Source organism: Streptomyces durocortorensis (genome assembly GCF_016901035.1).
GTDB classification, from domain to species: Bacteria; Actinomycetota; Actinomycetes; order Streptomycetales; family Streptomycetaceae; genus Streptomyces; species Streptomyces durocortorensis.
Map to the genome: position 1 here is coordinate 1,141 of NZ_JAFEUF010000018.1, position 17,103 is coordinate 18,243.

A 17,103-nucleotide genomic window follows, 5' to 3' on the forward strand; every position below is an offset into this window, starting at 1 on the left:
TTTTGGTTGGGTGCTTTTTTGGTCGTGCCGCCGCTTTTCGATCCGCGCCCCGCCCCCCCCCCCCCGCGCGCGGCGGGGGGGGGGGGGGCCCCCCCCCCGCCGTATTGTCTAAACACCACGGGCGACCTGCCGCGCCCGTGATGATGTAGGCAGCACCAGTCTGCCCTGAAGGAGCCCTCCATGACCCCGCCCGTCGTCCACTCGCTGCGCGAACAGATCCGCGAGCACATCGTGGAGGGGATCGTCAGCGGGCGCTGGAAGCCGGGTGAGCGGATCGTGGAGCGCCGCATCGCCACCGAGCTGGAGGTCAGCCAGACCCCGGTGCGCGAGGCGCTGCGTGAGCTGGAGACGCTCCGGCTGATCGAGTCGGCCCCCAACAAGGGCGTCCGGGTCCGCAGTCTGACCGCCGCCGACCTGGAGGAGAGCTACCCGGTCCGGGCCGGCCTGGAGCAGATCGCGGCCGAGCTGGCGGCCCCCCGCCTCGGCCAGGACTGCTCGGCGCTGGAGCCCCACGTGGCCGCGCTGTACGAGGCGGACCGGCTGGCCGACGGCGAGGCGCAGGTGCGGCACACGGTCGGCTTCCACCGGGAGCTGGTGCGGGCCGCCGGGAACGCGGTGCTGCTGCACACCTGGGAGGGTCTGGGCATCGAGGTGTTCACCGCCCTCTCCATCCGCTGGCTGGGCACGGTGCAGAAGTCGTACGCGGAGGAGCACCAGGCGCTCATCGACGCGTTCCTCGCCGAGGACCCGCAGATCGGGGCCCTGGTGAAGGCGCACGTCCTGGGCTGCGCGCCGCGCGCCTGACCTGTCCGCGAGGCTCCGATCATCTGGTGCGCGATCTGCTCTTCCGTGCAGGTCAGCGCCCTATTTGCACCCTATTTCGCGTCACTCCGTGCCCTGTTTCGAGGCACCCCATGCCACTTTTCTTCGTATCGAGAAGTTTTGCCTTCAATCCTTTGATCGATCATCGATCAGCGACTTACAGTTCATCCGCGGGCCCACCGGCCCCATCGCTCTGTCCTGCCAGATAGAGCCTTCTCCACCCCCCTCCTCTCCGGAAGGCGGCGATCATGACCGACCCCGTAGGAAAGCTTCCGAGCGAGCTCGACCAGCTCCCGGACCGTGACCCCGAGGAGACCGCCGAATGGGCGGCCTCCCTGGACGCCGTCACCAAGGCTGCCGGCCCGCACCGTGCCGCGTACCTGATGCGCCGCTCGCTGCAGCACGCCGAGGGCGCCGGTCTCGCGCTGCCCAAGCTGCTGGAGACCGATTACCTCAACACCATCCCCACCGCCGCCGAGCCCGCGTTCGACGGCGACCTGGAGATGGAGTCGAAGATCACCGCGTGGAACCGCTGGAACGCGGCCGCGATGGTGACCCGGGGAGCCAGGTACGGGGTCGGCGGCCACATCGCCACCTTCGCCTCGGCGGCCTGGCTCTACGAGACCGGCTTCAACCACTTCTTCCGTGGCAAGGAGGGGGACGGCTCCGGCGACCAGCTCTACATCCAGGGCCACGCCTCCCCCGGCATCTACGCCCGCGCCTTCCTCGACGGCAGGCTCAACGAGCAGCAGCTCGACCACTTCCGCCAGGAGTCCGGTGGCGAGGGCCTGCCCTCCTACCCGCACCCGCGGCGGCTGCCCTGGCTGTGGGAGTTCCCCACCGTGTCGATGGGCCTCGGCCCGCTCTCGGCCATCTACCAGGCGCGCTTCAACCGCTATCTGGCCAACCGCTCCATCAAGGACACCGCCAACTCGCACGTCTGGGCGTTCCTGGGCGACGGCGAGATGGACGAGCCCGAGTCGACCGCCGCCCTGGCCCTCGCGGCCCGTGAGCAGCTCGACAACCTGACCTTCGTCATCAACTGCAACCTGCAGCGCCTCGACGGCCCGGTCCGCGCCAACTTCCGCGTGGTCCAGGAGCTGGAGGCGCAGTTCCGCGGGGCCGGCTGGAACGTCGTCAAGACGCTCTGGGGCAACGCCTGGGACGAGCTGTTCCAGCTGGACACCCAGGGTGCGCTGCTGCGCCGCCTGCGCGAGGTGCCGGACGCGCAGTTCCAGACGTACGCCACCCGCGACGTCGCCTACATCCGCGAGCACTTCTTCGGCACCGAGCCCGCCCTGGTCGAGCTGGCGAAACTGCTCACCGACGCGAAGATCGCCGAGTGTTTCTACACCTCGCGCGGCGGCCACGAGGCCCGCAAGGTCTACGCGGCGTACAAGGCGGCCGTGGAGCACAAGGGCGCGCCGACCGTGATCCTGGCCCAGACGGTCAAGGGCTACACGCTCGGCAAGGGCTTCGAGTCCAAGAACGCCAACCACCAGATGAAGAAGCTGTCGATCGACGAGTTCAAGGGCATGCGCGAGCTGCTCGGCCTCCCGATCCCCGACAGCGCCTTCCAGGACGGTCTGGTCCCCTACGGCCACCCGGGCGTCGACTCCCCCGAGGTCCGCTACCTCCAGGAGCGCCGCGCCGCCCTCGGCGGCCCCGCCCCCGCTCGCCGGCTGCACGCCTCCGCTCCGCTGCCGCAGCCCGAGGAGCGCGCGTTCAAGGCCCTGTACAAGGGGTCCGGCAAGCAGGAGATGGCCACCACCATGGCGTTCGTCCGCCTGGTGAAGGACCTGATGCGGGACAAGGAGACCGGCAAGCGCTGGGTGCCGATCGTCCCGGACGAGGCCCGTACCTTCGGTATGGAGTCGCTGTTCCCGTCGGCCGGTATCTACTCGCCGCTGGGCCAGACGTACGACCCGGTCGACCGCGACCAGCTGATGTACTACAAGGAGGCCAAGGACGGCCAGATCCTCAACGAGGGGATCACCGAGGCCGGCGCCATGGCCGACTTCATCGCCGCCGCCACGTCGTACGCGACGCACGGCGAGACGATGATCCCGTTCTACATCTTCTACTCGATGTTCGGCTGGCAGCGGACCGGCGACCAGATGTGGCAGCTCGCCGACCAGCTCGGAAAGGGCTTCATCGTCGGCGCGACCGCCGGTCGTACGACCCTGACGGGTGAGGGCCTCCAGCACGCGGACGGCCACTCGCACCTGATCGCGGCCACCAACCCGGCCTCGCTCAACTACGACCCGGCGTTCGCGTACGAGGTGGCGGTGATCGTCAAGGACGGTCTGCGCCGGATGTACGGCCCCGACGCCGAGGACGTCTTCTACTACCTGACGGTCTACAACGAGCCGAAGCCCCAGCCCGCGATGCCCGAGGGCGTCGAGGAGGGCATCGTCAAGGGCCTGTACCGCTTCAAGGAGGGCACGCCCGCGAAGGCGGACGCGCCGCGCCTCCAGGTGCTGGCCTCCGGTACGGCGATCCACTGGGCCCTGGAGGCCCAGGAGTTGCTGGCCGCCGACTGGGGTGTCACGGCCGACGTCTGGTCCGCCACCTCGTGGGGCGAGCTGCGTCGCGACGCGCTGGCGGCCGACGAGGCGCTGCTCCGCGGTGACCTGCAGGTCCCGTACGTGACACAGGCGCTCTCCGGCGCGCCGGGCCCGGTGCTCGCGGTCAGCGACTGGATGCGCCAGGTCCCGGACCAGATCAGCCAGTGGGTGGAGCAGGACTGGTCCTCGCTCGGCACGGACGGCTTCGGCCTCTCCGACACCCGCGAGGCGGCCCGCCGTCACTTCGGCGTCGACGCCCAGTCGATCGTGGTGGCCTCGCTGGCCCAGCTCGCCAAGCGCGGCGAGGTTCCGGCCTCGGCGGTCAAGGAGGCCCGGGAGCGCTACGGGATCTGATCCCGCTCCCGCAGGAACCAGCCGAACCCCCGGTCACCGGGCGGGCGCGTCCGACAGCGCGCCTGCCCGGCGGCCGGGGGTTTCGCTGTGGGGCGGGCCCGCCCTGCCGCCACAATGGGCCCATGCGCGCTGCCCGGCTGATCAAGATGGTGCTGCTCCTGCAGGCCCGCCCCGCGATGACCGCCGCCGAGCTGGCGGCCGAGCTGGAGGTGTCGGAGCGTACGGTCACCCGGGACGCGCAGGCCCTGTCCGACGCGGGCGTCCCGGTGTACGCGGAGCGCGGCCGGGCCGGCGGCTACCGGCTCGTCGGCGGCTACCGCACCCGGCTGACCGGTCTCGCCCGGGACGAGGCAGAGGCGCTGTTCCTCTCCGGGCTGCCCGCCGCGCTGCGCGAGATGGGCCTGGAGGACGCCGCGTCGGCCGCCCGTCTCAAGGTGTCGGCGGCGCTCATGCCCTCCCTGCGCGACGCCTCGTCCTCCGCCGCCCGCCGCTTCCACCTGGACGCGCCCTCCTGGTACTCCGAACCGGAGACCCCCGAACTGCTGCCCGTCATCGCCGAAGCGGTCTGGGACGACCGGCTGCTGCGGGCCCGCTACCGCCGGGGCGGGGGCCGGGATCAGTCCGCTACGGAGGTGGCGCGGGAGCTCGCTCCGTACGGTCTCGTCCTCAAGGCCGGGGTCTGGTATCTCTGCGCCCGGGCGGGCGAGGACTTCCGGGTCTACCGGATCGACCGCTTCACCGCCGTGGAGGCGGCCGAGGAGCGCTTCGAGCGGGACGAGGCGTTCGATCTGCCCGGGTTCTGGGCGGAGCGGGCCGCCGGCTTCGCCCGGTCCCTGCTGCGTACGGAGGTGACCGTACGGGTGTCCGGGCGCGGGGCGCGGATGCTCACGTACGCCGGGGACCGGGCGGCGGTCGCGGCGGCCCTCGCGGCGGCCCCGGAGCCGGGTGCGGACGGCTGGCGCACGGTCACGCTGCCGGTGGAGTCGCTGGACGTGGCGTTCGGCCAGCTGCTGTCGCTGGGGCCGGAGTTGGAGGTCGTGGCGCCCGAGGAGCTGCGGGTGCGGTTCGCCGACGCGGCCGAACGCCTGCGCGAGTTGTATCGCTGAAAGGCTTCAATTCGGCGTCTGCGCGTGCGGGAGCCCCCGGCAGGCTGGATGCTGGACCCGTGATGGACGAAACGGAATTCTGGGAGATCATCGACAGCACCCGCGAGGCCGCCGAGGGCGACCCCGAGGACCACGCCGATCTGCTGGTGGAACGGCTGGTGCAGCTCGATCCCGATTCCGTGCTGGACTTCGCCCGGCACTTCGAGGCCCGCTACAACCGCGCCTACGCCTGGGACCTGTGGGGGGCCGCGGCCGTGCTGCTGGGCGGGGCGAGCGACGACGCGTTCGACTACTTCCGCTGCTGGCTGATCGGCCAGGGCCGGGAGGTCTTCGAGGGGGCGCTGCACGATCCGGACGCCCTGGCGGAGCTGCTGGACGACTTCGACGAGGAGATCGACGGGGACGGCGAGGAGCTGGGCTACGCGGCCGACGAGGCGTACGAGCAGCTCACCGGGGTGGTCGCGCCGGACCTGGGGCTGCCGCCGCAGCCCGCCGAGCCGCTGGGCTCCCCGGTCGACTTCGAGGACGAGGAGGCGCTCGCCGCCCGCTTCCCCGAGCTGTGGGACCGCTTCGGGCCGCGCTGACCCCGGGCTCCGTCAGGCGGGGCCGAGCGAGCGGCCCATGCAGACGTCGTCGACGTAACGCCCGTTCAGGAAGAACTCCCCGGGCAGCACCCCTTCGACGGCGAAGCCCTCGGAGGCGTACAGGGCGCGGGCGGGGGTGTTGTGGCCGAGCACCCGCAGCGTGATCCGGTTGGCGCCCTGTCGGCGGGCCTCGGCGAAGGCGGCGCGCAGCAGGGTCCGCCCCACCCCCCCCCCCCCCGCCCAGGTCGCCACGGCGAGCCCCTTTATCTGGCGGACGTGGGCGTTGGAGGCGAGCGGGGTGGGCGGGACGAGCCGGATGTACCCGGCGATGCCCACCTGACCGTCCGCCTGCTCCGCCTCCACCACGAGGAAGTCCGCCGGCCCGTGCCCTTCGTCGAAGAAGGGCTCGTACGGAGGCACCGGCCTCGGCAGGACCGCGTGCAGCGTCGACCAGGTGGACCGGTCGAGCTCGGCGAGCGCGTCGTCGTCGGCGGACACGGCGGAGCGGACGGGGAGGAGCGTGAGTGCGGCCATGGCGTCACTGTGTCACGCGGTGTCCCCGGTGTTCGAGGCGTTTGATGGGGCAGGATGGGCCCATGCCGAGCTCCCGTATCGCCGTCAGCGGATCGTCCGGACTCATCGGAGCGGCGCTGGTGCGCTCGCTGCGCGCCGACGGGCACGAGGTGGCCCGCCTGGTGCGCCGGCCCGCCAGAACCGGCGACGAGGTCGAGTGGGATCCCCAGCGGAGTTACGTGGACGTGGCCGGCCTCGTCGGCTGCGACGCGATCGTGCATCTGGCCGGGGCCGGGGTGGGCGACCACCGCTGGACCGATGCCTACAAGCGGGAGATCCGCGACAGCCGGGTGCTGGGCACCGCGGCAGTCGCCGAGGCCGTCGCCTCGCTCGACACCCCGCCCCGGGTGTTGCTCTCCGGGTCCGCCATCGGCTTCTACGGGGACACCGGGGACCGGGCGGTGGACGAGAGCGCCCCGGCCGGGGACGGGTTCCTGCCCTCGGTCTGCGAGGAGTGGGAGGCGGCCACCGCCGCCGCCGAGGAGGCGGGCGTGCGCACCGTGCACGCCCGCACCGGACTGGTCGTCGGCCGCGAGGGCGGCGCCTGGGGCCGGCTCTTCCCGCTGTTCAAGGCGGGTCTGGGCGGGAAGCTGGGCGACGGCAGCCAGTTCTGGAGCTTCATCGCGCTGCACGACCATGTCGCGGCGCTGCGCCACATCCTGGACACGGAGTCGCTGACCGGGCCGGTGAACCTGACCGGGCCGAAGCCGGTCACCAACGCCGAGGTGACCGCCGCGATGGGCCGGGTGCTGCGCCGCCCGACGCTGTTCCCCGCGCCGGCGCCCGCGCTGAAGCTGGTGCTCGGGGAGTTCGCGGAGGACGTGCTGGGCAGCCAGCGGGTGCTCCCGGCGAAGCTGCTGGACTCCGGCTTCTCGTTCGCCTTCCCCGGCATCGACGGGGCGATCCGCGCAGCGCTGCGCTGAGGCGGGCGGTCCCCTGCCGGGCGAGGGGGTAGCCGTCCGGAATCCCACCTATGGGTGATCTGCACCTAAGGTACTGAGGGGCAGGATTCCTCTGGGCCTAGGTGGGATGTCATGGGCGACTACGTCCTGGTCCACGGGGCCATGCACGGTGGATGGTGCTGGCGCTTCGTGCGCGACCTGCTCACCCGGGCCGGCCACCGGGTGTTCACGCCGAGCCTGACCGGACAGGGCGAGCGCCGTCACCTTCTCGGCCCGGACGTCGGCGTCGACACGCACGTGCAGGACGTGGCCGGTCTCCTGCACTACGAGGATCTCGACGAGGCGCACCTGGTCCTGCACAGTTACGCCGGCGTCCTGGCGGGCCCGGTGGCCGAGCGGGCGGCCGGGCGTCTCGCCTCGGTCACCTTCCTCGGGGCGTTCGTGGTCCGGCCCGGCGAGTGTCTGCTGGATGTCGAACCGCCCGAAACGGCGGACCGGTACCGCGCCCTGGCCGCCACGGAGGGCGAGGGCCGGTATCTGCCCGCCGACGCCTCCTTCCTCACCCAGTGGGGCATCACGGACGAGGCGCTGAGGGCCTGGGTGGCGCCCCGCCTCACCGACTTCCCGCTGCGCTGCCAGACGGACGCCGTCGACTTCGGCCCCGGCCCGCTCGCCGGACTTCCGACGGCCTACGTCCAGCACACCCGGCCGCCGCTCCCCAGCCTCGAACTGTCCTTGGACAGAGCGCGGGCCCACGGTTGGGACATCCACTCGGTCCCGGTCGGCCACGACATGATGCTCGAAGCCCCCGAGACCGTCGCGCGCCTGCTGACCCGCATCACCGAGCGCGGGGAACCCGGCACGCCGGAAGGGCCGTAGGCCGCTCGGCGGTCCCGGGGCAGCGCGTGCGACCCCGTGCCCCGGTGCTCCCCGGCGCGCGTCTGACCCAGTATCAGCCATCCTCCTAGCCTCGACGCGAACTCCGGCTTTCCGGGGACCTGTTGGGGGCAAGAACCCCCCACCAGTCGCACCGACTCGGGGAGGGGCACGTGCGCAGCACGGCACACCACGCAGACGTGATCATCATCGGGGCCGGAACAGCCGGCCTGTCAGCGGCCCACCTGCTGACCCGCGCAGGGCTCGGCGTCAGTGTTCTGGAGGCCGCGCCCCGGGTGGGCGGCCGGCTCGCCACCGACGCGGTGGACGGGTTCCGGCTCGACCGCCTCGGCCCACTGCTCTGCACCGCCTGGCCCGAGCTGACCGACGCGCCGGGGCTCGGCGCCCCGGAGCTGCGGGAGTTCGCGCCGGGGCTCCTGGTGCACAGCGAGGGCCGCCGCCAGCTCACCGGCGACATACGGAGCGCGAGGGGCGCACTCAGAGCGGCGCGCACCCGATCGAGCGCCCCCTGGGCCCACCGAGCCCCGCGTACGCCCCGCGCTCTCCGGGGCTCCGCGGCTTCCGGAGCTCCTGCGGCTTCCGTCGCCGCCGGTTCGGCGCAGGGCGCGTACGGGTACGGGTACGAGCCGGCCGCCCCGGCGCGCGGTGGCGGCCGGGGCGGCGTGGTGACCGGCGCGATCGACCGGGCCCGGCTGGGCGCGGCGCTGCACCGGCTGGCGGTCATGCCGGACGCCCGGCTGCTGGCCCGCCCGGAGCGGTCGGCGGCCGACGCCCTGGCCGGCGTCGGGCTGCCCGGCCGTACGGTGGACGGCGTCCTGCGCCCGCTCCTGTCCGCGCTGCTCAGCGACCCCGCGCTCACCACGTCGAGCCGGTGCGCCGATCTCGCGCTGCGGGACTACGCGCGCGGCGGTCTGTGCGTACCGGCGGGCGGATCGGCCGCGCTGCCGGAGCTGCTGGCGGCCTCGCTGCCGCCGGGCACGGTCCGGACCGGGGTGCATGTGACGGCTGCCGACATCACCTCCGTACGCACCAAGGAGCACGGTGAACTGGGGTGCCGCTCCCTGCTGCTGGCGACCGGTGCGGGGGCGGCGGCCGAGCTGCTGCCCGGGCTGCGGGTGCCGTCCTTCCACTCGGTGACGGTCCTTCACCACACCGCGCCCGCCGCGCCGCCCACGGGCAGGTCGCTGGTGCTGGACGGCGACCGGTCGGGGCCGGTGGCGTACACCGCGGTGATGAGCGAGGTCGACCCCTCGCGCGCGCCGGCGGGCCGGACCCTGATCACCTCGACGGTGCTCGGAACCCCGCCGCCGGACCTGGACCGGTCGGTGCGGACGCAGTTGGCGGCGCTGTACGGCGTGCCGACGGACGACTGGGAGCTGCTGGCGGCCCATCACGACCCGGAGGCGGTGCCCGCGATGGAGGCCCCGCACGATCCGCGCCGCCCGGTGCGGGTGCTGGCCGGTCTCTACGTGTGCGGCGACCACCGCGACACCAGCACGGTCCAGGGTGCGCTGCACTCGGGCCGCCGGGCGGCGGAGGCGATCCTCACCGACCTGGGCGTCCGGGGCGCGCACGAGGGAAACCTGCCCCGGGCAGCGTGAGCCCCGGGCCGCGCCGGCCCCGGCCTGTCCTCGTGTCCTGGGGTCAGCCGAGAGCCGCGACCCGGTCGCGGTAGCCGCGCACGGGGACGGCGTCCCGGTACGGCTCCAGGCTGCGCTCGAAGGCGCGGACGTACTCCGCGGCGCGCACCGAGCGCATCTCGGCCGCCTGCTGGGCCGCCTCCGCGCCCAGCTGACAGGCCTGCTCCAGCTCGCCCAGGCCCAGCCGGGCCGAGGCGAGGACCACCCGGCAGAACAGCCTGCTGCGGGCGTACGCCGGAGCGCGCAGCTGGAGCGAGCGCTCGGCGTGCTGGGCGGCGGCCCGCCACTGCTGGAGGTCGCGGTGGCAGTGGCCCAGCTCGTCGGCGAGCTGGGCCTCGTCGAAGGTGCGGGCCCAGTGCGGCACCTCGTCGCCGGGGCGCGCCGTCTCCAGGGCGTGTTCGGCCCGGGTCAGGGCGGCGGTGCAGGAGCGCGCCTCGCCCAGCACCCCGTGGCCGCGCGCCTCGACCGCGTGCAGCAGCGCCTGGACGAGGGGCGGGGCGGCCGAGCCGATGCCCTGCTGGGCGACCCGGGCGAGCTGGACGGCCTCCCTGCCGTGCCCGAGGTAGACCGCCTGCCGGCTCATCGTGATCAGCACATAGGCGCCGTAGCCGCGGTCCCCGGCGGCCTGGGCGAGCCGCAGCGCCTGGACGAAGTACCGCTGGGCGAGGCCGTGGGCGGCGATGTCGTACGAGGTCCAGCCGGCCAGCCGGGTCAGGTCGGCGACCGCGGCGAACAGCCGTCGTCCGGTGGTCTCGCCGTACGTGCCCCGGAGCATCGGCTCGGCCTCGTGCTCCAGATACCGCACGAGGGCCTGCCGGGCGTGGCCGCCGCCGTACGCGTGGTCGAGGGTGCGGAAGAGCTCGCCGACCGAGCGCAGCGCGGCGATGTCCCCGCTGCCGACCCGCTGCCCGGGGCCGCGGTCCGTCCGGCGCTGGCGCGGGACCACGGGCAGCGCTCCGGCCCCGGGGTGCGTCCCGGCGCCGGGCGGGTGCATCGCGGGCGGGTGCGCGGCGGGCGGATGTGTGGCGGCCGGGCCCGAGGGCGTGGGCCGATGCGGTCCGGCGGGCGGGCGCGGCAGGCCCCGGGCCTCGGTGCGCAGCGCCCCGTCCGTACGGCCCGGGTCCATGCGCCCCGGTCCCGGGGCTCCGGCCTCTCCCCCGGCCCGGCGGGCGGCCCCGCCGTCCCGGGCCCCCCATTCGTCGGCCCGGCCGATCAGCCAGTCGCGGCTGGGGACGACGAGTCCGGCGGGCGTGAAGGCGATCTTGCGCAGCTCCGTGTGCGTACCGGAGTCCTTGCGCCAGAGGCCGCTGACGATGTCGACGGCCTCGGCGGGGCTGGCCGCGAACTCCAGCCCCGCGTAGACGGGTGCGCAGGCGTCGAGCCCGAGGTCCTGCGCGGAGAGCCGCCGCCCGAGCCGCCGGGTGAACACCTCGGCGATCAGCGCGGGCGTGGTGCCGCGCGGCTGCTGCCCCCGCAGCCAGCGGGTGACCGAGGTCTTGTCGTACCGCAGGTCGAGGCCGTGTTCGAGGCCGAGCTGATCGACCCGGCGGGCCAGGCCGGCATGGGAGAACCCGGCTTCCGCGATGAGTGAGGCGAGGCGGCGGTTGGGCGTGCGCTGCGGGGGTCGTTCCGACATCAGCTGTACGGTCTCCTGCCTTCGGGGCCGGACGGGCAGCCCTCATGGGAACGGCGCGAATTTAGCGGCCGCCGGGGCGGTCATCGCCACCCTTTGCTCCACGTTCATCCGATCGTGTGAGGATTCCGGACGGAGCTGACGGAAACGCCCGACACGTGAATAGGCGACCGGCGTGACACGAGTGCGCGACCGGCGTGCGCGCGGAACAGCCTTTCCACCTGCCGGAGGGCGGTTCGGGCGACGGTCGTACAGTGGATGGGGGCGCGATCAGTGCAGGGCACCGTCATCCCGGGGACACCCCTCCGGGCCTGCGGGGTCCACAGAGGGAGGCATCGGTGAGCGAGCTGCGGTTCGTCCGTCTGGGCTTCGGCGAACAGGCCGTCGAGTACACGGAGGCCTGGCAGAAGCAGCGCGAGGTGCACGCGGACCGGTTCGAGGACCGGGTGCCGGACACCTGTCTGCTGCTGGAACACCCGCCCGTCTACACCGCTGGACGGCGTACGGCCGACAACGAACGTCCGCTCGACGGCACCCCGGTCATCGACGTGGACCGGGGCGGGAAGATCACCTGGCACGGTCCGGGCCAGCTCGTCGGCTATCCGATCCAGAAGCTGCCGCGTCCGGTCGACGTCGTCGCACACGTGCGCCGGCTGGAGGACGCGCTGATCCTCACGGCCGCCGACTTCGGCGTGGAGACGTCCCGGGTCGAGGGCCGCAGCGGGGTCTGGGTGCTCGGCGACCCGGTCGAGCAGCGCCAGGCGCTGGGCGGCCTCTCGCTGGACTTCGACCCGAGACTCCAGGACGAGGAGTTCGACGCCCGGCTGAACGGCCCGGAGTACGCCCCGTCCAACGCGGGCCAGCGCCGCGAGGACCGCAAGCTGGCCGCGATCGGCATCCGGGTCGCCAAGGGCGTCACGATGCACGGATTCTCGCTCAACGTGAACCCGGACAACACCTGGTTCGACCGGATCGTGCCGTGCGGCATCCGGGACGCCGGGGTCACGTCCCTCGCCAACGAACTGGGCCGGGACATCACGATCGAGGAGGTGCTGCCGGTCGTCGAGAAGCACCTGCGGGACATCCTGGAGAACGCGGACCTCGCACCGCGCGAGGTGGAGCGGCCGAAGGCGCCGGCCCCGGCCTGAGGGACCGGCCGGCCGTACCGGCCAGTAGCCGTCAGACACCCCCGACCGCAGCCACCGGCCGGGGAATAGGCCCCGTCGGCCGCAGGTTGGCCAGACGTAAGGCCGTTCGATGTAGGGGCGTACCCTGGTGTTCGCCGAAGAATCCAAAGCGATTCCCTCGCGCATCGCTCGCGCATCCCACGCGAACCCGACGCGAATCCAACGCAGCAGAGAGCAAAGGGGAGCCGGAGTGTCCGCTGTCGCACCCGACGGGCGCAAGATGCTGCGCCTGGAGGTCCGGAACAGCCAGACCCCCATCGAGCGCAAGCCCGAGTGGATCAAAACGCGGGCGAAGATGGGCCCCGAGTACAAGCAGCTCCAGCAGCTGGTGAAGGGCGAAGGGCTGCACACGGTCTGCCAGGAGGCGGGCTGTCCCAACATCTTCGAGTGCTGGGAGGACCGCGAGGCGACCTTCCTCATCGGCGGCGACCAGTGCACCCGGCGCTGCGACTTCTGCCAGATCGACACGGGCAAGCCGCAGGCGCTGGACCGTGACGAGCCCCGCCGCGTCGGCGAGTCCGTCGTCACGATGGACCTGAACTACGCCACCATCACCGGCGTCGCCCGCGACGACCTGGAGGACGGCGGCGCCTGGCTGTACGCGGAGACCGTCCGCCAGATCCACACGCTCACCGCGGAGCGGGAGGCCGGCGCGACCAAGGTCGAGCTGCTGATCCCCGACTTCAACGCGGAGCCCGAGCAGCTCGCCGAGGTCTTCTCCTCGCGCCCCGAGGTGCTCGCGCACAACGTGGAGACGGTGCCGCGGATCTTCAAGCGGATCCGCCCCGGCTTCCGTTACGAGCGTTCCCTGGAGGTCATCACGCGGGCCCGCGAGGCCGGCCTGATCACCAAGTCGAACCTGATCCTCGGTATGGGCGAGACCCGCGAGGAAGTCAGCGAGGCGCTCCAGGACCTGTACGACGCGGGTTGCGAGCTCATCACGATTACGCAGTACCTGCGCCCCTCCGTGCGGCACCACCCGGTCGAGCGCTGGGTGAAGCCGGTGGAGTTCGTCGAGCTGAAGGACGAGGCCGACGCGATCGGCTACTCCGGCGTGATGTCGGGTCCGCTGGTGCGGTCCTCGTACCGCGCGGGCCGTCTTTTCCAGCAGGCGATGGAGGCGCGCGGCCTCGCCGCCGGGAGCGCCCAGGCCGCACCGGCCGTGTGAATCCGCTCACGAGATACTACCGAGCAGTAATCGCGTAGCCGAAGCGGTCCGGACGCTCCCCGCAGGTGAGGGACGCGGACGGACCGCTTCGGCGTGCGTGGCACCGGAATCAAGGCTTCATTGGTGTTTGACCGCCCGGTCATGCGCTGGTAACACCAAGCAGTGACCCTAGGTACACGTGCGGCAGCGACTCCAGCAGCCGCCGCCGTCACTGCTTCCCGCACTCATCCGCGCCCCGAGGCGCATCCATTCCGAGGGGGAACACCACGATGCAGGCCGCACCGGTCCGCGCCCACGCCCTTCCGTCCGTCACCACCGCCCTGCGGGCCGTCGAGTCGCTGCTGCTGAGCAGCGGCCAGCGCACCGCCCGCCGCAACGCCTGGACGGCCGTCCTGGAGGACCGCCGCCGCGCCAAGGACCGGGTGGAGGCCCAGCACGTCCTGGAAGCCGTGGCCGACCACCGTTCCTAGGCAGCCGCCACGTTCCCGGGTAGCTACCGCGTTCCCAGGTAGCTCCCACGTTCCTAGGCCGCTCTCTCGCCACGTAAACTTCAGTACATGGCGAGGAAGGCAAAAACTGAAGGCGCGGACAGCGCCGAGAACGCGGGGCGACTCAAGCAGATCGCCCTGACCTACAAGATGACCAGGCGGACCGACAGCAAGATCGGTCTCATCGTCGCGGGTGTCGGCATTGTCACGTTCGGTGTCCTCCTCGGCATCGGCTTCGCGATCGGACACCCGGTCTATCTGGGCATCCTGGGCTTCGTCCTGGCCGTCCTCGCGATGGCGATCATCTTCGGCCGTCGCGCCGAGCGGGCGGCCTTCGGACAGATGGAGGGCCAGCCCGGAGCTGCGGCCGCCGTCCTGGACCGGATCGGACGCGGCTGGACGACCACCCCCGCGGTGGCGATGAACCGCAGCCAGGACGTCGTCCACCGGTCGGTCGGCAAGGCCGGCATCGTCCTGGTGGCCGAGGGCAACCCGAACCGGGTGAAGGGCCTGCTGGCGTCCGAGAAGAGGAAGATGGCCCGCATCGTGGTGGACGTGCCGGTGCACGACATCATCGTCGGCAACGGCGAGGGCCAGGTGCCCCTGAAGAAGGTCCGCACGAAGATGCTGAAGCTCCCCCGCGTCCTGACCGGCCCGCAGGTGACCACCACCAACGACCGGCTGCGCGCGATGGGCGACCTGATGAGCAACATGCCGCTGCCGAAGGGCCCGATGCCGAAGGGCATGCGGATGCCGCGCGGCGGGAAGATGCGCTGACCTCGACATATACGTGAAACGGGGCGGCCCCGGGACCGGTCATCGGTCCGGGGCCGCCCCGTTTCACGTGCTCGCGGGTTCCTCGCGCTCTCAGGCGGCCGGTGGCGGCGTCGCTGTCACATCCGCAGCCGCTGACGGCGTCGCTGTCACATCCGGACCTGAACGGAACGCGACAGCCGGTCGTGCAGTCCACGCCCGTCGCGGTCCCAGACCAGGGCGGGGATGACGAGCAGGAGCAGGACGGTCCGCACGGCAACGCGCACGACCCCGAGCCGCCCGCCGTCGTCGGCTACCACGCGTACGCCCAGCAGACGCTTCCCGGGCGTGCAGCCGATCGTCCCGACGGTCAGCAGGCTCAGCACGAAGAAGATCCCGAGCGCCCAGTTCCCCGCCGCCTGCTGGTCACCGCGAGCGAGGAGCCCGTATGCGATCAGCATGCAGAGCGTCCAGTCGATGAAGAGGGCTCCGAAGCGCCGACCGAGCGGCGCGACCGAGCCGGGCCCCTCCTCGGGCAGCCCGAGGCCCTTGCCCCGGTAGCCGAAGTCGGCGCCCATCTCCTCGGCGGCCGCGCGGGGCCCCGAGAGCCACGATCCGATTGCTTGCCTGTTGTCCACCCGTCCACGGTACTGCGCCCGGGTTTGGCCCCGGCCGGGCGGGGCACTGAAACAGCCGCGCGGAGAGCGCCGCTGAGATGCCGCCCACCACCGCCCCGGTTAACTTGGGCGAAACAAATGGGTCACGCTTGAGAAATCGAGCCTGCCTATGGTCGGGTCCAGCGTGTGCCACCGCACTGGCCGCACCACGAGCTACAACCCCGTCCCTCCCGGGCCGGGAGTAGGAGGAGTTGGATGTTCCAGAACGCCGACGAAGTGCAGAAGTACGTAGCGGACAACGACGTCAAGTTCATCGATGTCCGGTTCTGCGACCTGCCCGGGGTGATGCAGCACTTCACGATCCCGGCAGCGACCTTCGACCCGGCCGAGGAACTGGCCTTCGACGGTTCGTCGATCCGCGGCTTCCAGGCCATCCACGAGTCGGACATGGCGCTGCGCGCGGACCTGTCGACGGCTCGGGTGGACCCCTTCCGCCGCGACAAGACCGTCAACATCAACTTCTTCATCCACGACCCGATCACGGGCGAGCAGTACAGCCGTGACCCGCGCAACATCGCCAAGAAGGCCGAGGCCTACCTCGCCTCGACCGGCATCGCGGACACCGCGTACTTCGGCCCCGAGGCCGAGTTCTACGTCTTCGACAACGTCCGCTTCCAGACGTCGGCGAACGAGAGCTTCTACCACATCGACTCCGAGGCCGGCGCCTGGAACACCGGTGCGGTCGAGAACAACCGCGGCTACAAGGTCCGCTACAAGGGCGGCTACTTCCCGGCCCCGCCGGTGGACCACTTCGCCGACCTGCGGGCCGAGATCTCCCTGGAGCTGGACAAGAACGGCCTCCAGGTCGAGCGCCAGCACCACGAGGTCGGCACGGCCGGCCAGGCGGAGATCAACTACAAGTTCAACACGCTGCTCGCCGCGGCCGACGACCTGATGCTCTTCAAGTACATCGTGAAGAACGTCGCCTGGCGCAACGGCAAGACCGCGACCTTCATGCCGAAGCCGATCTTCGGCGACAACGGCTCGGGCATGCACGTGCACCAGTCGCTGTGGCAGGGCGGCTCGCCGCTCTTCTACGACGAGCAGGGTTACGCCGGCCTCTCGGACATGGCCCGCTACTACATCGGCGGCATCCTGAAGCACGCCCCGTCGCTGCTGGCCTTCACCAACCCGACGGTGAACTCGTACCACCGCCTGGTCCCGGGCTTCGAAGCCCCGGTCAACATGGTGTACTCGCAGCGGAACCGTTCCGCCGCGATGCGCATCCCGATCACCGGCTCGAACCCGAAGGCCAAGCGCGTCGAGTTCCGCGCCCCGGACCCGTCCTCCAACCCGTACCTCGCGTTCTCCGCGCTGCTGATGGCGGGCCTGGACGGCGTGAAGAACAAGATCGAGCCGGCCGAGCCGATCGACAAGGACCTCTACGAGCTGGCTCCCGAGGAGCACGCCAACGTCCAGCAGGTCCCGACCTCCCTCCCGGCCGTGCTCGACGCCCTGGAGGCGGACAACGAGTACCTCCAGGCGGGCGGCGTCTTCACGTCGGACCTGATCGAGACCTGGATCGACTACAAGCGCACGAACGAGATCGCCCCGATCCAGCTGCGGCCGCACCCGCACGAGTTCGAGCTGTACTTCGACATCTAGGAAGACCTTCCGGGGCCTCCGCGCTCCGAAACACCGTGGGGGGGGGGGGGGCCCCCGGGGGGGGGGGGGGGCGCGGGGGGCGCCGCGGGGGGGGGGGGGGGGGGGGCGGGGGGGCCGGGGGGGGGGCGCCCGCCCCCCCGCCCCCCG

15 protein-coding genes are annotated in these 17,103 nt (G+C 72.2%); 12 read left to right on the forward strand and 3 right to left on the reverse strand.

Features of this window, described 5'->3' with window-relative positions:
• The first annotated feature begins 180 nt into the window (after positions 1–180).
• The 4 genes from JS521_RS06170 to JS521_RS06185 all read left to right on the forward strand — a co-directional run bounded on the left by JS521_RS06170 (position 181) and on the right by JS521_RS06185 (position 5,433).
• Positions 181–804 (forward strand): GntR family transcriptional regulator, encoded by a 624-nt coding sequence (locus tag JS521_RS06170; protein WP_205081710.1) that lies wholly within the window; start codon positions 181–183, stop codon positions 802–804.
• 266 nt (positions 805–1,070) lie between these two features.
• A complete protein-coding gene (gene aceE / locus JS521_RS06175; protein ID WP_205081711.1) occupies positions 1,071–3,743 on the forward strand; it encodes a pyruvate dehydrogenase (acetyl-transferring), homodimeric type in 2,673 nt (890 codons plus the stop codon).
• 122 nt (positions 3,744–3,865) lie between these two features.
• Positions 3,866–4,849, forward strand: a complete 984-nt coding sequence (locus JS521_RS06180; protein WP_205081712.1) for a helix-turn-helix transcriptional regulator — start codon at positions 3,866–3,868, stop codon at positions 4,847–4,849.
• 62 nt (positions 4,850–4,911) lie between these two features.
• Positions 4,912–5,433 (forward strand): DUF4240 domain-containing protein, encoded by a 522-nt coding sequence (locus JS521_RS06185; RefSeq protein WP_205081750.1) that lies wholly within the window; start codon positions 4,912–4,914, stop codon positions 5,431–5,433.
• A gap of 12 nt (positions 5,434–5,445) precedes the next feature.
• Here JS521_RS06185 and JS521_RS06190 read toward each other — a convergent pair whose 3' ends face one another.
• On the reverse strand, positions 5,446–5,967 hold the full coding sequence (locus JS521_RS06190) for a GNAT family N-acetyltransferase (protein WP_205081713.1): 522 nt from the start codon (positions 5,965–5,967) through the stop codon (positions 5,446–5,448).
• 62 nt (positions 5,968–6,029) lie between these two features.
• Between JS521_RS06190 and JS521_RS06195 the strand changes: the two genes are divergently transcribed.
• The 3 genes from JS521_RS06195 to JS521_RS06205 all read left to right on the forward strand — a co-directional run bounded on the left by JS521_RS06195 (position 6,030) and on the right by JS521_RS06205 (position 9,406).
• Positions 6,030–6,929, forward strand: coding sequence for a TIGR01777 family oxidoreductase (locus JS521_RS06195; protein WP_205081714.1), 900 nt, complete (start codon positions 6,030–6,032; stop codon positions 6,927–6,929).
• Positions 6,930–7,040: 111 nt separating this feature from the next.
• Positions 7,041–7,787, forward strand: a complete 747-nt coding sequence (locus tag JS521_RS06200; protein ID WP_205081715.1) for an alpha/beta fold hydrolase — start codon at positions 7,041–7,043, stop codon at positions 7,785–7,787.
• Between the two features lie 170 nt (positions 7,788–7,957).
• Positions 7,958–9,406 carry an FAD-dependent oxidoreductase gene (locus JS521_RS06205; RefSeq protein WP_205081716.1) on the forward strand — a complete coding sequence of 483 codons (1,449 nt, stop codon included), beginning with the start codon at positions 7,958–7,960 and terminating at the stop codon, positions 9,404–9,406.
• Between the two features lie 43 nt (positions 9,407–9,449).
• Here JS521_RS06205 and JS521_RS06210 read toward each other — a convergent pair whose 3' ends face one another.
• The gene (locus tag JS521_RS06210; protein ID WP_205081717.1) at positions 9,450–11,081 is read right to left on the reverse strand and encodes an NsdA family TPR-like regulatory protein; all 1,632 of its coding nucleotides are present in this window, start codon (positions 11,079–11,081) and stop codon (positions 9,450–9,452) included.
• A gap of 335 nt (positions 11,082–11,416) precedes the next feature.
• Here JS521_RS06210 and lipB point away from each other — a divergent pair, with 335 nt between their 5' ends.
• From lipB to JS521_RS06230, 4 genes are all read left to right on the forward strand, one after another.
• Positions 11,417–12,226, forward strand: coding sequence for a lipoyl(octanoyl) transferase LipB (lipB, locus tag JS521_RS06215; RefSeq protein WP_205081718.1), 810 nt, complete (start codon positions 11,417–11,419; stop codon positions 12,224–12,226).
• A gap of 229 nt (positions 12,227–12,455) precedes the next feature.
• Positions 12,456–13,433, forward strand: a complete 978-nt coding sequence (gene lipA / locus JS521_RS06220) for a lipoyl synthase (RefSeq protein WP_205081719.1) — start codon at positions 12,456–12,458, stop codon at positions 13,431–13,433.
• 269 nt (positions 13,434–13,702) lie between these two features.
• Positions 13,703–13,903, forward strand: a complete 201-nt coding sequence (locus JS521_RS06225) for an SCO2195 family GlnR-regulated protein (RefSeq protein ID WP_003969591.1) — start codon at positions 13,703–13,705, stop codon at positions 13,901–13,903.
• Between the two features lie 87 nt (positions 13,904–13,990).
• Complete coding sequence (locus tag JS521_RS06230) at positions 13,991–14,698, forward strand: DUF4191 domain-containing protein (RefSeq protein ID WP_205081720.1); 708 nt, start codon at positions 13,991–13,993, stop codon at positions 14,696–14,698.
• A gap of 146 nt (positions 14,699–14,844) precedes the next feature.
• Here the strand turns inward: JS521_RS06230 and JS521_RS06235 are convergent, their stop codons facing one another.
• Complete coding sequence (locus JS521_RS06235) at positions 14,845–15,252, reverse strand: RDD family protein (RefSeq protein WP_205081751.1); 408 nt, start codon at positions 15,250–15,252, stop codon at positions 14,845–14,847.
• Between the two features lie 294 nt (positions 15,253–15,546).
• Here JS521_RS06235 and glnA point away from each other — a divergent pair, with 294 nt between their 5' ends.
• Positions 15,547–16,956: a type I glutamate--ammonia ligase gene (glnA, locus tag JS521_RS06240; RefSeq protein WP_030080762.1), complete on the forward strand. Its 1,410-nt coding sequence runs from the start codon at positions 15,547–15,549 to the stop codon at positions 16,954–16,956.
• The last annotated feature ends 147 nt before the right edge of the window (positions 16,957–17,103 follow it).

What these genes read in the sequence shown, in the direction of transcription:
- JS521_RS06170 (WP_205081710.1), top strand. Translation starts at nt 181, where the DNA reads ATGACCCCGCCCGTCGTCCACTCGCTGCGCGAACAGATCCGCGAGCAC.
- aceE (WP_205081711.1), top strand. Translation starts at nt 1,071, where the DNA reads ATGACCGACCCCGTAGGAAAGCTTCCGAGCGAGCTCGACCAGCTCCCG.
- JS521_RS06180 (WP_205081712.1), top strand. Translation starts at nt 3,866, where the DNA reads ATGCGCGCTGCCCGGCTGATCAAGATGGTGCTGCTCCTGCAGGCCCGC.
- JS521_RS06185 (WP_205081750.1), top strand. Translation starts at nt 4,912, where the DNA reads ATGGACGAAACGGAATTCTGGGAGATCATCGACAGCACCCGCGAGGCC.
- JS521_RS06190 (WP_205081713.1), bottom strand. Translation starts at nt 5,967, where the DNA reads ATGGCCGCACTCACGCTCCTCCCCGTCCGCTCCGCCGTGTCCGCCGAC.
- JS521_RS06195 (WP_205081714.1), top strand. Translation starts at nt 6,030, where the DNA reads ATGCCGAGCTCCCGTATCGCCGTCAGCGGATCGTCCGGACTCATCGGA.
- JS521_RS06200 (WP_205081715.1), top strand. Translation starts at nt 7,041, where the DNA reads ATGGGCGACTACGTCCTGGTCCACGGGGCCATGCACGGTGGATGGTGC.
- JS521_RS06210 (WP_205081717.1), bottom strand. Translation starts at nt 11,081, where the DNA reads ATGTCGGAACGACCCCCGCAGCGCACGCCCAACCGCCGCCTCGCCTCA.
- JS521_RS06225 (WP_003969591.1), top strand. Translation starts at nt 13,703, where the DNA reads ATGCAGGCCGCACCGGTCCGCGCCCACGCCCTTCCGTCCGTCACCACC.
- JS521_RS06230 (WP_205081720.1), top strand. Translation starts at nt 13,991, where the DNA reads ATGGCGAGGAAGGCAAAAACTGAAGGCGCGGACAGCGCCGAGAACGCG.
- JS521_RS06235 (WP_205081751.1), bottom strand. Translation starts at nt 15,252, where the DNA reads ATGGGCGCCGACTTCGGCTACCGGGGCAAGGGCCTCGGGCTGCCCGAG.
- glnA (WP_030080762.1), top strand. Translation starts at nt 15,547, where the DNA reads ATGTTCCAGAACGCCGACGAAGTGCAGAAGTACGTAGCGGACAACGAC.